Raw genomic sequence first — 14634 nt, 5'->3', positions numbered from 1 at the left:
AAAGAACACATCATACTAAATGTTCATTAAATATAACCTCAACAACAGAGTTAATATTAACTAAAAAAATAATCAAACTGGGGGGGAATTGATAGGGGTGAGAGTTGTTGGATTTGGATACTAAAAAGGCATGCTTTAAACATACCTTTTTAGTTACATTTAACTTTTAATTAAATTTACGAATACTTACATGCATACAACTAAAGCACCATTGCTGCAATCCAGCCAAATATCAGCAGTGGAATGTTAAAGTGAATAAATGTTGGAATAACAGAGTCTCTAATATGGTCGTGCTGGCCATCGGCATTTAAACCTGATGTTGGGCCAAGCGTTGAGTCTGAAGCAGGGGAGCCTGCATCACCTAAAGCGCCCGCAGTACCAACAAGCGCAGCGGTAGCCATAACAGAAAAGCCAAGGTCTAAACATAGAGGTACAAACAAAGTTGCAATAATAGGCACTGTTGAAAACGAACTACCAATTCCCATTGTAATTAATAAACCAACTAACAAAATAACACCCGCAGCAAGGGGTTTATTGCCATCAAAAAGGGCGGCTCCACTGTGTACTAAGCTCGCTACATCGCCGGTAGCTTGCATAACCGATGCAAAGCCTTGTGCCGATATCATAATAAAACCAATCATCGCCATCATCGCAACGCCTTTACTAAATACGTCGCCGTTTTCTTCCCACTTAACTACACCAAATACACTAAATATCATTACACCTACTAAACCCCCTAAAATCATTGAGCCACTTAGGTTTTGTGCAACAAGTGAGGCAAGTACCGCACATAGCCCTACAATCATTACTTTTTTAGGGTTTTCTACCTCGGCCGATTTACTCTGAGTTGTTAATGGGAGCTCGGTGTATTCGCGGCGTTTTTTGTAGGTAATAAATACCGCAATAAGTAATCCTATAAACATGCCTAATGCAGGAATAATCATCGCCATAGGGACTTGTGTATTTACAATGTCTAAGCCGTTATCGACTAGATTTTTATGCAAAATAGAATACAAGTAAATACCACCAAAACCATAAGGCAGCACCATGTAAGAGGTTGCTAATCCAAATGTTAAAATACACGCTATAGCACGCCTGTCTAACCTTAACTGATTAAAAACCACGAGTAACGGCGGGATTAAAATAGGAATAAACGCTATGTGTACAGGTACTAAGTTTTGCGAAGAAATTGCACAACCTAAAATAATTAATAAAATGAAGTAACTTAAAAACGTTTCATTCCCGCTGCCTTTAGCATTTACTTTAGCAAGTAACTTATCAGCGAGAATACGTGTTAAACCCGACTTAGAAATAGCAACGGCAAATGCACCGAGCATGGCATAACTTAGTGCAATTTCAGCTCCGGCAGAAAGGCCAGAATTAAATGCATCAACACTTTCTTTTATACCCAAGCCTGCGGTTAAACCAGCAACTAAAGCACTTATGATCATGGCAACAATGACGTTAACGCGAGCCAGAGATAGCCCGAGCATTAAAATAACGCCTATAACAACAGCATTCATAGTATTCTCTATTTGGAAATTTTGATTAATTTTATCAGATCTTTAGCCTGAGTTTTACGCTCTTTCGTAAAAGGTTTTTTACTATAGCGTACTTGGTTAAATAACTGACTAAATGTGTTTATAGATTGTGCAGAACGAGGAAGTTGATCAGCAAAAAAATGTAACTGCTGACTCGGTGTTAAATTATCGGGTGTATTTATTTTTTGTTTTTTCGCCCATGCTTTTACTTCATAAAATTCTTTAACCATAGGCGCTAATTTAGTCGGGCGTTTTGGTAAGTTTAAATAAACAAAATAACCTACAAAACAAAAACCAGCTGTTAATAAAACCATTAATGGTACAAGCCAAATGTTTTTACTACCAAAAATTGATTTTAAAAAATCATTTTGTTTTTCTTCGTCAAAACCAAGTACCCAGCTAGACCATTGATAATCGAGATTTTCAAGTTCCAACCTTAACCAATTAATAGCGGGGAAATTACTTAAACTCACTAAACCAAAATCAAGATTACTTTTAAATTCGTCATTCAGCTCTTGGTTTTGCGAAAGCGAGCCATTTAAACGCTCCGGTGCGACAACAGCGGTTGCATCAAAAATAACCCAACCTTCGTTTTGTAAATATACTTCTACCCATGCATGCGCATCGTACTGGCGAACTGTTAGCGTATTATTATCTTGATTTAATTCACCGCCTAAATAACCACTTACTAATCGAGCGGGTATACCTGCGGTTCTAAAAATGTACGCAGCAGCGCTTGCATAATGACCACAAAATCCACGTTGGTTTTCAAATAAAAATTGGTCAATTGTATTATCGCCGCTCATAGGAGTGGGTGTTAACGTATAAGTAAATCCCGTACCTGCAAAGTATTGTAATAAGCTATTGTAAAAATCGCGGTCAGAGTGTGTATTTTGCTTTAAGTTTTTAGCAAGTGATGATGTTTTTACATTCTTTTTATAAGTGAGGTATTTGTAGCGTTTTTCTTCAAATTCGCCAAGCGGTAAAGCTGTGAAGTTAAAGCTATTTACATCGTATTGTAAGTTTTTAGCTTGACGACTTTTTTTACGCAATAAACCTAGCGAATTACCTTCAACATTTGGTGAGTTACTACTGGAATACGCTAAACCATAGAGCCATTTTTGTGTAGCAGGCTCTGTAATAACTGAGTAGCTTGCAATAAGTTGCTCATCATTTTCGCTCTGGGTATTTGTTTTTACATTATTATATTTTAAAAAGTCAGACGTAAGCCACGCATTGCCATTAAACTCATCATGAACTATTGCTCGCCAATAATAAGGCGCTACAGGTTTTTCTTCGTTAAATTTAGCTCTAAACACAAGCTCGTCAGAATTTGAAAGCTTTGCAATATCGAATGGATCGACTTGTTCAGAAAGCCCTGTTTTTGCAAGCTTAGGCCCAGGAAGCTGCCAAAAGGCGGGCATTTTTGGTAAAAAAAGCAGTAAAAATACAGCTAAAGGAAGCGCTAAAAGTAGTAATTTACCACTTTGCTTAGAGGCTATTTTTAAATTATGTTTGGATTCGAGTAAGCCAAGTACTGCAAAGTTTAATATGTATAAACCACTTACAGTTAAAGTCGTTAAAATGCTTTGGTTAAATAAATACACCGATGAGAGTGAAAAAAACGTAAGCGTTGTAATTACATGATAGTGTTTTTTGGTTTTAGCCTGCAGCAGCTTAAATAAACTAGCAAGTAGCAGCATGGCCACAAATAAAATAACCGTATCCGACATACCTACGGTGTAGAGCATTAAACCAAGTGAAACACCTGCGAGTATGTTTGCCAGCCAAGCATTTGGCTTTGGTTTATTACTCAGCGTTATGTAAAAGTTCCATGCACAAATAAGTGTAAGTACACCTACAAAAACAAGCGGTAAATGTGGTACAAAAAATACAATTAAACATGAATATATAAAAGACAGTGAATAATTTATTACTTTTTCGTTTTTAATTATATCCATTACTCACCACCATTAAATGAGCACAATAACGCTAAACACTGCTGCTTATGTTGCTGTCCGGTATTTGTATTTATTGTTTTACTCGGTAGTTTTAACATAAAAGGGGTATTTTTTTCGGTTGCTTCACACACTAAAAAGCATAACTGGCTTAAACGTTGTTCTGTATCTCCATTCATCAACGTAAAATCGAAGAGCGCATTCGCTGTTTTAAAGTCTACAAACTCTTTAACTAACAACTGCTGTGTTTTTGCGTAATGCTTCCAAGAGACTCTTTGCAAGCCCATCTCTGGTAAATGTGGGATTAACGACTCAAACTCTTCGCTACCAGATTGTGTAGAAATACCTTTATCGGCTTGCTCATCAAGCACAGAAACATGCGCATCACTGTGTACTTGTTCAAGCGACGGGTATACAAATACATCTTCTTGTAATTGAATGTAGCTCCAAACAGTTATTAAACCAAAGGGATAGTTACTCGCTATTTTAATACGTTGCACTGAGTACTTACCGCGTGAGCTGTAGGGTAAGTTGAGTGTAAGTAACTGAGTCTTACTATCAACTTCGTCGGTATGTTTGTGAGTTTGCTCACTACCTTGATATGTTAAATTAATAGATTGGGTTAGTGAAGGGCTTTGTAATTCAAATACAATACTCGGTTTTTGGGGGGCGTAGCTGTTAAATGCATCTTTAAATTTAACCGTTAAGCCTTTAGCGTTACTGTAGCCCATTAATACAGCAATAATCATCACCACAAACATAAGATAAGACATTATTAAAATTAAATTATTTTGATAATTAATGCCCATTACAAAGTTTAAAATAGCCACAATTACAAAGTACCAACCTAGGGACGATGGCAATACATAAATTGTTCTGTGTTCAAGTGTAATTGAGTTTTTTAAATGCTTATTTTTTAATAACTTATTAAATACACTTCGCTTAAATGACTTAAATAAAGAAGGGCGCTTAGCTGTTTTTTTTGGCATAAAAGTTTATACCGGAACTAATACGTTTTTTAAAATATCGTTTACTTGCGCTTCACCTGACTCATTATGCAAACCTAAACGATGCTGACACACACTTGCAAATACGGCTTGAACATCTTCTGGCATTACAAAATCACGACCATCAATAAAGGCCCACGACCTAGCCGCTTTAGCAAGAGCCATACTGGCACGCGGTGATAACGAAGATGCAAAAGCGTTGCTTGTGCGTGTGTAATTAACAAGCTCTATAATGTAGTCAATAACCGGGCTACTTAAAGTAATTTGGCTTATCTGGGTTTGAATTGCCGCTAACTCTTGTTGGTTAATACGCTTAGGTAACTGACTGTAATCTCGTTTTTGCATATTCAAAATTAAGCGTTTTTCGGCTTCTTTAGGTGGAAAACCTAAGCTAATACGCATTAAAAAACGGTCTAATTGCGACTCAGGTAACGGGTAGGTACCTGATTGGTAAAGCGGGTTTTGTGTTGCTATCACAAAAAATGGATTTGGCAGCGTATATTTTTTTCCATCAACTGTTACTTGTTGCTCTTCCATTGCTTCAAGCAACGCACTTTGTGTTTTGGGGCCTGCGCGGTTTATTTCATCTGCTAAAACTACTTGGCTAAAAATAGGGCCTTTATGAAACGTAAAGCTATGCTCGGTAGAGTTAAATACATTAGTCCCAAGAATATCAGCAGGAAGAAGATCACTAGTAAATTGTATACGTTGATATGATAAACCTAATACAGCTGACAATGCATGAGAGAGAGTGGTTTTTCCCATACCAGGCAAATCTTCAATGAGTAAATGCCCTTCGCTAAATAAGCATGTAAGTGCCAGTTTTATTTGCTGTTGTTTACCAAATATAACAGTCGAAAGATCTTCTATAATCGCAGTAACAGTACTATGCATGCTAACCTTATTATTATTCTATTATTTCAAGACGCTTCATTACAGTGTCGACTTTTTTTGTGTTAAAGGGTTTTGCAATAAAGCCTTTAGCACCCATTTCCCACGTGTTTTGTACGTTTTCGAGACTATTGTGGCCCGAACACATAACAACATGAGTGTGTGGGTAAGCACTATTAATGTATTCCAATATCTCTTCACCGTTAGAGTCAGGTAAATCGACATCTACAAATATTACGCCTGGCGGTTTATTGTCCATAATAGGTTTAGCAGAGCTAAAATCAGCGCTTTCTAATATATCTTCAAACCCTAAGTCAGTTAAAATTTGGTTTAGATAATCACGAATTTCCTTAACGTCATCAATAATGAGGATGGGCTCTAGCGGGCGAACAAATTCCATATGTAGGTTACTTCTATTTTGAATACATCTAAGTGCTTTAATACTAAGCTAACCCCATCATAAGCTCAAGAACGTTACTTAAAAAACACTAATAAATAAACTGTTTATAGGTTTGCCCAACAGCCTATTTTTAAAGAATTACCTGCTTTTATATCTTCTACTAACTTATATATACATTAATTGTATTGAACAATAATGACGCATCTACAATAAATTCGTTAACCCAACACCTTATTTCCTCAAAGTTTGATGTAACAAATTTGCTACTTAACTTATTGATTCAAAAATATTTACATATAAATTCGATTTTTTGTAAACGTTTTGTAATAAAAAATCGTTGACCTTCCAAATTCATTCTGTGATTATGCTCAGCAGATGGGCTTATGCTCACAAGTGCAACTTCATTAACTATTTAATGTTTTGCTCAGATAGCCTCATCTATACACACTGAATTAATACCAATTTCATTAAATGCATATGTAATTTAATAAAGTTGGCATCACACACCACACTAAATAAAGAGCTTATTATGTTGAATAATAAAAAGACTAAATTTGCAATTTCTCTCATAGCGGCAGCTATGGCTACATCAGCACCAGCACAGGCTGATATTTCTGAATATTTAGATCGCGTTGACGTAGACTTTTTACTAATGCAAAACTTTCAGTCAATTCAAGCTAAAGACGGCGCATTTCGTCCAGAAGATGAAGAACAAGAGTCAGGATTTGGCCGTATTAGAGCTAATCTAATGCTTAAATTTCATATTAACGAGTTCATCACTGCCGATATAGATATTGCAGAAGAGCCTAATGACTTTGGTGGCGAAGATCGTGACTTTTCATTTCACAACGATTTTGCAGGTGTTGAATTTGACTTACTAGGTCTATATGGCACACCAAAAGAAAACGCAAATTTAACACTGCGTTTGGGTAATATTGGTGGCTCACCATTTCAATTTAAAGGTTTTCAAGACGGCGCAGATAACCAAAGTAATGCACTTATTGGTAATGGTATTACCGATTACGCAACCGCAGAAAACGGCGCACAGCTAAGTTACAGCGAAACTTTCGATAGTGGTGTAGTACGTGCTTATAATGTTACAGGTCACATTACGACTTCTAGTTTTGGTGAAGCGTTTCAAGAAGACAGAGGTTATAACTACCGACTTCAAGGTACTCTAGAATTTGAAGGTGGCTTTAAAGCAGGTTTAAACTTATTAAAAGCCAATCAAGGCGACCAGTTACGTTTTGAAAACGGCGTAGCCAGTCTTGATGGTGTAACCACAACAAACTATCGCTTTGGCGATGGTGAAAACTATAACTTCTCAGCGTCACCTTCAAACGAGCGTGACACTCACGTTGGCGCAATGCCAGGGCTTGAGCAATCAATCATCCAGCTTAACTTAGCTTATCAACCATCTGATGAAACTAGCTTAATTTTTATGGTTGGTAAATCATCTGATGATTACACATTTGCAGATGCCGCAGGTAATGCAGTTGCCGGTATTACCTACTTTGGTACAAACGGCATAGCTGATGAAAATGGCACTACTTTTGATTCAAACAGTGTAATAGAAGGCGACTCATCGGTTGAGTACTTCGTGTTTGAAGCACAACAATATATTATTCCTAAAAAGCTATATGTAGCGGCTCGTTATGCAGAAGCCGAAAACACTTCCGACTTAATTGAACAAACAGACAACACAGTAGAGCGTATTCAAGTAGCCGCAGGTTACTGGTTTAACGATAAAACGCTTTTAAAAGTTGAGTATGTTAACCAAGAAGAAGGTGTTAATTCGGGCGGCCAAATCGGTAAAGGATTTGACGGCTTCACTTCTGAAATATCTGTTAAATTTTAAGTCATTATCCAACTAGTCTAACTATTTATACAAAGGACCTAAAAAGGCACTTTGCGGGCAGTTTTATGCGTTAAAACTGCCATAAATAGAATTGGTAATAGATTGAAATTTAATAGCACTTGTTAAAACATAACGTGTATGGGGAATACCCGATGAAAAATAAATTAATTATGCTCGCGTGTGGCTTTATAAGCATGGGCGCTGCGGCAAAAGAAACAATTACAATAGCGACTGTTAACAATGGTGACATGATCACCATGAAAGAATTAAGCAGTGACTTTACCAGCCAAAACCCTGATATAGATCTAAAATGGGTCACCCTAGAAGAAAACATTCTTCGCCAACGTGTCACTACCGATGTAGCAACAAAAGGCGGCCAATACGATGTTATGACCATAGGTACTTATGAAGTACCAATTTGGGGCAAACAAAATTGGTTAAAAGAGTTAGATAATTTAGGTGAAAATTACGATTTAGACGATTTAATCCCAGCAATCCGAAGCGGTTTAACGATTAACGACAAACTTTATGCTGCCCCATTTTATGGAGAAAGCTCAATGGTTATGTACCGCACCGATTTAATGGATAAAGCGGGGCTGAAAATGCCTAAAGCCCCAACATGGGACTTTATACGCGAAGCTGCTAAAGCGATGACAGATAAAAAAGAAGGTGTTTATGGCCTTTGTTTACGTGGTAAAGCAGGTTGGGGCGAAAACGTTGCGCTTATTACATCAATGGCTAATTCGTTTGGTGCGCGTTGGTTTGATGAAAATTGGAAGCCACAGTTTAATACCCCAGAGTGGGAAAATACCCTTCAGTATTATGTCGATGTAATGAAAGAGTCAGGACCTGCTGGTTCATCTGCAAACGGGTTTAACGAAAATCTTGCACTATTCCAAACAGGAAAATGTGGTATTTGGATTGATGCAACCGTTGCAGGCGCATTTGTTACTAATAAAAAAGACTCAGAAGTTGCCGATAAAGTAGGGTTTGCACTTGCGCCAGATAATGGTCTAGGTAAACGCGGTAACTGGTTATGGTCTTGGACTTTAGCCGTACCGGCAAGCAGCAAAAAACCAGATGCCGCAATGAAATTTATTAGCTGGGCGACATCAAAAGAATACACTCAACTTGTAGCTGACAAAAAAGGTTGGGCAAAAGTACCGCCAGGTACACGTAAATCACTTTACAGTAATCAAAAGTACATGGACGCAGCACCGTTTGCGCAAATTACCTTAGATTCTATCCAATCTGCAGATCCTAAAAATCCAACCGTTAAACCGGTGCCTTATGTAGGTATTCAGTTTGTTGCTATTCCTGAGTTTCAAGGAATTGGTACAGCTGTTGGGCAACAATTCTCAGCAGCATTAACTGGCCAAATGACCGTTAAGCAAGCGCTTAGTACGTCTCAGCACCTCGTTGAGCGAACAATGCGTAAAGCTCGCTATCCTAAATAGCATGTAATGGGCGGGTAAGTACTCAAACTTACCCAATATTTTATGTCAATTCTATTTACTTGTTAGTTATAAACGCTATCAAGGGTTTCTTATTTTCACTTGATAGTTAACAAGTAAATAGAATTGGCTTTTTTAAGGTCACCTTTATGGCAACAACTAACTCGCGCACGCTTGCTCGGTTTATGCTTCTTCCAAGTGTAATTTTATTACTTGCTTGGATGATAGTTCCGCTGTGTATGACACTGTATTTTTCTTTTATTGATTACAATTTATTAGTACCAGGGGATAAAGAGTTTGTAGGCTTTTTAAACTATGAATTTTTCCTAACTGATCCGGCTTTTTTTGAATCATTTTTTAACACGCTCTACCTAGTAACTGGGGTTTTACTTATCACTATTTGTGGTGGTATTGGCTTGGCTATTTTATTAGACCAAGCAATATGGGGGCGAAACTACGTTCGCATTATGGTACTAGCCCCATTTTTTGTAATGCCAACTGTGTCGGCATTGGTATGGAAAAACATGCTAATGAACCCAGTTAATGGCTTATTTGCACACTTTGCTATTTGGCTTGGCTTTGAACCTATCGACTTTTTTGCTCAAATGCCGCTATTTTCAATCATCATAATTGTGTCTTGGCAGTGGTTACCGTTTGCAGCTTTAATACTGCTAACAGCAATACAATCACTCGACCGTGAACAATTAGAAGCGGCTGATTTGGACGGAGCTGGCCCATTTAGTAAGTTCTTCTACATCGTTTTACCGCATTTATCACGTGCGGTAACCGCTGTAATTTTAATCGAAACTATATTTTTATTGTCAATTTTTGCCGAAATATTAGTTACAACCAGCGGTGGTCCTGGTTATTCGTCGACCAATATAACGTACTTAATTTACACGCAATCACTACTTCAATTTGATGTAGGCGGTGGTTCGGCAGGGGGCATAGTTGCAGTCATAATTGCAAATATTGTCGCTATATTTTTAATGCGCTTAATTGGCAAAAACTTGGAGGGTTAATTATGACTATAAAAGATAGCCGTCGTTCCAAACTAATTTATACCATTGCAGCATGGACAATAAGCGGCATGATTTTCTTTCCAATTTTATGGACGTTAATCACCAGCTTTAAAACGGAAGCTGAAGCAATTTCAGCAAGCCCAAGCTTATATGCGTTTGATTGGACACTCGAAAATTACCGCGATGTACTGTCGCGTTCACCATACTTTACCCATTTTTGGAACTCTGTAGTTATATCGCTAGGTTCAAGTTTACTGGGGTTATTAATTGCGGTACCTGCTGCGTGGTCTATGGCTTTTGTACAAACTAAAAAAACAAAGCATTTATTAATGTGGATGCTTTCAACCAAAATGTTACCGCCAGTAGGCGTACTTATTCCTATTTATTTATTGTTTCGTGACTTTGCGTTACTCGATACAAAATTAGGTTTAGTGATTGTAATGACACTCATTAACTTACCAATAATGGTATGGATGCTGTACACCTACTTTAGAGAAATACCAAACGAAATACTTGAAGCTTCACGTATGGATGGCGCAACAATTGGTGAAGAAATATTCCATGTTTTATTACCAATAGCCTTACCGGGTATAGCCTCAACGCTATTGTTAAATGTTATTTTATCGTGGAACGAAGCATTTTGGACACTTATTTTAACCGCTGCAAATGCTGCACCTTTAACGGCATTTATTGCCAGTTACTCAAGCCCTGAGGGGTTATTTTACGCTAAGTTATCGGCAGCATCTGCCATGGCCATTGTGCCAATTTTAATACTTGGTTGGTTTAGTCAAAAACAATTAGTGCGTGGATTAAGTTTCGGCGCAGTAAAATAGGAGAATACACATGGGCAGCATCACACTAAAACAAGTCACTAAAAACTTTGATGACGTTACCGTAATTAAACCGCTCGACTTAGAAATTAAAGACGGTGAGTTTATCGTTTTTGTCGGTCCATCGGGATGTGGTAAATCTACATTACTTCGTATGATCGCAGGTCTTGAAGATACCACCAGTGGTAATATAGAAATTGATGGCATTGACGCTACAAAAACACCGCCGGCAAAAAGAGGCTTAGCGATGGTGTTTCAATCCTATGCGTTGTATCCGCATATGACAGTGCGTAACAATATTGCTTTTCCTTTAAAAAGAGCCAAGGTTAGCCCTGCAGAAATCGAAAGTAAAATTGCTAACGCCGCTAAAATACTTAATTTGACCGATTATTTAGACCGAAAGCCTGGGCAATTGTCGGGCGGTCAGCGCCAGCGTGTAGCGATAGGGCGCGCAATTGTACGCCAACCATCGGCATTTTTATTTGATGAACCCCTTTCAAATCTAGATGCATCACTACGTGTAAATATGCGTTTAGAAATATCTGAATTACATAAAAGTTTAGCTACAACAATGGTTTATGTTACACACGATCAGGTTGAAGCCATGACAATGGCAGATAGAATCGCGGTATTTAATGCTGGTATTATTGAACAAGTAGGCACACCTTTGGAGCTTTATAAAAATCCTGTAAACAAATTTGTAGCTGGTTTTATTGGTTCGCCAAAAATGAATTTTATAGATGCTCCACAAAATGAAGATGCGAATGTTAGCTGTATTGGTATACGACCAGAGCATATAACACTCTCTACTGAGCAAGGTACTTGGGCTGGAACTGTAGGTGTAATTGAACATTTAGGATCGGAGAGCTTTTTACATATAAATATTGAAGGCAAAGGGACCGTAACAGTAAAAGCAGATGGTGATTGCCCATTAAAATATGGCGACAGTATTTACCTAAGCGCACCTGCAGATAAAGTATTAAAGTTTGATAATAACGGTTTAACTATTCGCTAAAGCCAATTTTTAATTACCTTAAATAGCACCTTTATAAGGGTGCTATTAACTAAATTCTAATTACATAATCCTATGAAACCTAGGTATTTTTTATTAAGGAATGGTATATTTACAACTATAAATAACAAAAACGTTATTGATAAATAGATACTCCAAAATTAATAAAATAATTTATATAGCAGCACATATAATTAAAATTATGTAATGAAAATAAGGACTTAGTTTTCCTTCTATTTTAAGAGGTTTACGTGGTAAAGCTATCAAATACAGAAATTAGAAAGCTAGATGATGCAGCCAGAGCAGGGTGGTTATATTATGTTGGCGGTAACACACAAGATGAAATTGCTAAAAAGCTAAATATATCTCGTCAATCTGCACAAAGAATGGTCGCATTATCTGTGAGCCAAGGTCTAATTAAAGTTAGACTTGACCACCCGATTGCTAAATGTATGGATTTGGCCGAAAAATTAAAAAGCCGTTTTTGGTTAGATTCGTGTGAAGTTGTACCAAGCGATCCGTCTGAACCATCGTCTACGCTTGGTTTGGCTCAAGCTGGCGCGGCTGAAATAGAACGTCATTTAAAATCAGAACAACCCAAAGTACTTGCTATGGGAACAGGTCGTGTTTTACGTTCATGTGTAGATGAGCTAAGAACCGTTGATTGTCCGCAACATAAAATTGTAGCGATGCTAGGTAATATGGCTTTGGATGGATCGGCTTCACCTTATGATGTTGTAGTAAGAATGGCCGAACACACCAATGCAAAACATTACCCAATGCCATTGCCAGTTTTACCAAGAAGTATTGAAGAAAAAGAACAGTTACATGCACAACAAAATATTACCGGTAATTTAAAACTCGCTAAAGATGCCGATGTAACATTTGTGGGTATTGGTAGCTTAGGTGAAAAGTCGCCATTACATATAGATGGTTTTATTGATGCGCAAGAACTTAAAGAGTTACAAGATCTTGGTGCTGTTGGTGAAATGATTAGTTGGGTGTTTGATAAAAACGGTAAGCTTTTAGATTGCACAGTTAATCAGCGCGTAGCAAGTACGCCATTAAAAACAAATGCTAACAAACAGATTTATGCGATAGCTGCTGGTGAAGAAAAAGTGTTAGCCATTTTGGGCGCAGTAAGGTCAAACATGATCAGTGGATTAATTACTAACGAATATACAGCTGAGCGTTTATTAAGTATTGATTAAACAAATTGATAAATAAAGTATCTGTATTAGTAATATCTGTTATTGTAATAAAACCACTTAATGTCCGATACCGTCTAGTATTGGACATAGTAAGGGTGCTTTTAAGCGCTCTTTCTATATATACATTAACTACCTATAATTTATATTATGTTAAATAGCATAAATAAATACATAACCAAGTTACTCACCTTCATTAATTAACGTATAAACGCGATATTTTGACTATTTAATAAGCATTAACCTACTTATCTTAATAGTTAGTGCCTTACCCATTTACGGTATTAGCTTCTTGAACATATAAAAATACCGCTTGGTTATTAATATAATCAAGCGGTATTACAATGATTGCCTATTCGCCACTTTACCCAATCAAACTTAACGTATTGAAACAAATAGCTTTTTAATAAACCTAGTAATTCACTAGAATGTTTTATTATTCATAAATTCACTAATAAGCTCAGACACTTTATCTGGATGTTCATCAATAACCCAATGAGCGGCTTTATCTATCCAAATCAATGATGAATTTGGAATTGCTTCTTCTAACATTGGCGCATACTTTGGCTTTTGAAACTTGTCTTCTTTACCCCATATTATGAGTGTTTCATGAGGTAAGCTTTTAAGATCGCCTGTAATAGCTTCGGTATATTCTTTATTGAGCCTGCGCATGTTACTAAATAAAGCGGCTTTTCCTTTTTCATTATTCCATGGTGCTAAGTATATTTTCATCAACTCTTCAGTCATTACGCTCGAGTCGTAAACACCTTTGGGCATGAAATCTCTTAATGTATCCACAAATTCAGCTACAGTTGTTTTTTCTTCTACACCTGGTTCTAGCAAAGGTTCAAATTCTGGTATTGGCCAAGAGTCAAAACATACACTATCAATTAAAACCAACCCGTTTACTTTATCCGGATGATTTACAGCCATTAATTGAGCAACACCACCACCAATATCATGGGCAGCAATATTAACTTTAGAAATACCGAGTTCTTCCAAAAACTTACACATTATTCTACATTGCGCATTTATAGATACATCGGTGTTAATTGGCATATCAGATTCACCAAAGTTTAGTAAATCAGGCGCTATTACTCGATATTTTGATGCAAGTTTTGGCATCACATTTCGCCATAAAAATTTATTGGTTGGTATTCCGTGTATCAATAATAAAGGTGTTCCTTGTCCCATTTCTTGATAAGCAATTTGATGACCTTCTACTGTAACGTACTGTGTCTTGTTCATAATTTTGCCTCTTTAACTTTAAAAATTATCATATTTAGTAAACTATAAAATTAGAATATAGCCTTATAAAGCAAATTCCATCCCAAGATGAGTATTTATTAGTTATTAAAAAATCTTAATGTTTTAAAAGTTAAACCCCTGTGATACGTGGGCTCTAGGCTAAATAAATTTACTGACTTTATAATATTGCAGTGTTTAATAATTG

Annotated in this window: 12 protein-coding genes; 6 read left to right on the top strand and 6 right to left on the bottom strand. The window is 36.9% G+C overall.

Features of this window, described 5'->3' with window-relative positions; genetic code table 11:
- Positions 1-200 precede the first annotated feature (200 nt).
- From GQR38_RS09170 to GQR38_RS09150, 5 genes are read right to left on the bottom strand one after another with little or no spacing between them, the layout of a single operon-like run.
- Positions 201-1523: a Na+/H+ antiporter family protein gene (locus GQR38_RS09170; protein ID WP_165721880.1), complete on the bottom strand. Its 1323-nt coding sequence runs from the start codon at positions 1521-1523 to the stop codon at positions 201-203.
- An 8-nt stretch (positions 1524-1531) separates the two neighbouring features.
- A complete protein-coding gene (locus GQR38_RS09165) occupies positions 1532-3502 on the bottom strand; it encodes a DUF3488 and transglutaminase-like domain-containing protein (RefSeq protein ID WP_165721881.1) in 1971 nt (656 codons plus the stop codon).
- Positions 3502-4488, bottom strand: coding sequence for a DUF58 domain-containing protein (locus tag GQR38_RS09160; RefSeq protein ID WP_007582743.1), 987 nt, complete (start codon positions 4486-4488; stop codon positions 3502-3504). The genes GQR38_RS09165 and GQR38_RS09160 overlap by 1 nt, the downstream gene beginning before the upstream one ends.
- A gap of 6 nt (positions 4489-4494) precedes the next feature.
- Positions 4495-5400: a MoxR family ATPase gene (locus GQR38_RS09155; protein WP_165721882.1), complete on the bottom strand. Its 906-nt coding sequence runs from the start codon at positions 5398-5400 to the stop codon at positions 4495-4497.
- A gap of 13 nt (positions 5401-5413) precedes the next feature.
- Complete coding sequence (locus tag GQR38_RS09150; protein WP_096793086.1) at positions 5414-5797, bottom strand: response regulator; 384 nt, start codon at positions 5795-5797, stop codon at positions 5414-5416.
- 529 nt (positions 5798-6326) lie between these two features.
- Between GQR38_RS09150 and GQR38_RS09145 the strand changes: the two genes are divergently transcribed.
- The 6 genes from GQR38_RS09145 (at position 6327) to GQR38_RS09120 (ending at position 13184) form a co-directional block, all read left to right on the top strand.
- Positions 6327-7655 (top strand): hypothetical protein, encoded by a 1329-nt coding sequence (locus GQR38_RS09145; RefSeq protein WP_002960881.1) that lies wholly within the window; start codon positions 6327-6329, stop codon positions 7653-7655.
- Between the two features lie 152 nt (positions 7656-7807).
- Positions 7808-9112 (top strand): sugar ABC transporter substrate-binding protein, encoded by a 1305-nt coding sequence (locus GQR38_RS09140; protein WP_165721883.1) that lies wholly within the window; start codon positions 7808-7810, stop codon positions 9110-9112.
- Positions 9113-9258: 146 nt separating this feature from the next.
- Positions 9259-10131, top strand: a complete 873-nt coding sequence (locus GQR38_RS09135; RefSeq protein WP_002960879.1) for a sugar ABC transporter permease — start codon at positions 9259-9261, stop codon at positions 10129-10131.
- A gap of 2 nt (positions 10132-10133) precedes the next feature.
- Positions 10134-10964, top strand: coding sequence for a carbohydrate ABC transporter permease (locus GQR38_RS09130; protein WP_024589367.1), 831 nt, complete (start codon positions 10134-10136; stop codon positions 10962-10964).
- 10 nt (positions 10965-10974) lie between these two features.
- Positions 10975-11976 (top strand): ABC transporter ATP-binding protein, encoded by a 1002-nt coding sequence (locus tag GQR38_RS09125; protein WP_165721884.1) that lies wholly within the window; start codon positions 10975-10977, stop codon positions 11974-11976.
- A gap of 248 nt (positions 11977-12224) precedes the next feature.
- Positions 12225-13184 (top strand): sugar-binding transcriptional regulator, encoded by a 960-nt coding sequence (locus tag GQR38_RS09120; protein WP_165721885.1) that lies wholly within the window; start codon positions 12225-12227, stop codon positions 13182-13184.
- A 420-nt stretch (positions 13185-13604) separates the two neighbouring features.
- On the opposite strand, the gene GQR38_RS09115 is transcribed toward GQR38_RS09120, so the two are convergent.
- Entirely contained in the window at positions 13605-14429 is an 825-nt protein-coding gene (locus tag GQR38_RS09115; RefSeq protein ID WP_165721886.1) for an alpha/beta hydrolase, read from the bottom strand.
- Between the last annotated feature and the right edge of the window lie 205 nt (positions 14430-14634).

It is taken from the genome of Pseudoalteromonas sp. c7(2019), assembly GCF_011378625.1.
In the GTDB taxonomy this organism is placed as follows: Bacteria; Pseudomonadota; Gammaproteobacteria; order Enterobacterales; family Alteromonadaceae; genus Pseudoalteromonas; species Pseudoalteromonas arctica.
Note: the sequence above shows the minus strand (reverse complement) of the source record. Positions and strands in the feature narration are given on the sequence as shown.

Excerpts from the sequence above, each read along its gene's own strand:
- GQR38_RS09170 (WP_165721880.1), bottom strand. The coding sequence starts at position 1,523 with ATGAATGCTGTTGTTATAGGCGTTATTTTAATGCTCGGGCTATCTCTG.
- GQR38_RS09165 (WP_165721881.1), bottom strand. The coding sequence starts at position 3,502 with ATGGATATAATTAAAAACGAAAAAGTAATAAATTATTCACTGTCTTTT.
- GQR38_RS09115 (WP_165721886.1), bottom strand. The coding sequence starts at position 14,429 with ATGAACAAGACACAGTACGTTACAGTAGAAGGTCATCAAATTGCTTAT.
- GQR38_RS09140 (WP_165721883.1), top strand. The coding sequence starts at position 7,808 with ATGAAAAATAAATTAATTATGCTCGCGTGTGGCTTTATAAGCATGGGC.
- GQR38_RS09145 (WP_002960881.1), top strand. The coding sequence starts at position 6,327 with ATGTTGAATAATAAAAAGACTAAATTTGCAATTTCTCTCATAGCGGCA.
- GQR38_RS09135 (WP_002960879.1), top strand. The coding sequence starts at position 9,259 with ATGGCAACAACTAACTCGCGCACGCTTGCTCGGTTTATGCTTCTTCCA.
- GQR38_RS09155 (WP_165721882.1), bottom strand. The coding sequence starts at position 5,400 with ATGCATAGTACTGTTACTGCGATTATAGAAGATCTTTCGACTGTTATA.
- GQR38_RS09130 (WP_024589367.1), top strand. The coding sequence starts at position 10,134 with ATGACTATAAAAGATAGCCGTCGTTCCAAACTAATTTATACCATTGCA.
- GQR38_RS09150 (WP_096793086.1), bottom strand. The coding sequence starts at position 5,797 with ATGGAATTTGTTCGCCCGCTAGAGCCCATCCTCATTATTGATGACGTT.
- GQR38_RS09160 (WP_007582743.1), bottom strand. The coding sequence starts at position 4,488 with ATGCCAAAAAAAACAGCTAAGCGCCCTTCTTTATTTAAGTCATTTAAG.
- GQR38_RS09125 (WP_165721884.1), top strand. The coding sequence starts at position 10,975 with ATGGGCAGCATCACACTAAAACAAGTCACTAAAAACTTTGATGACGTT.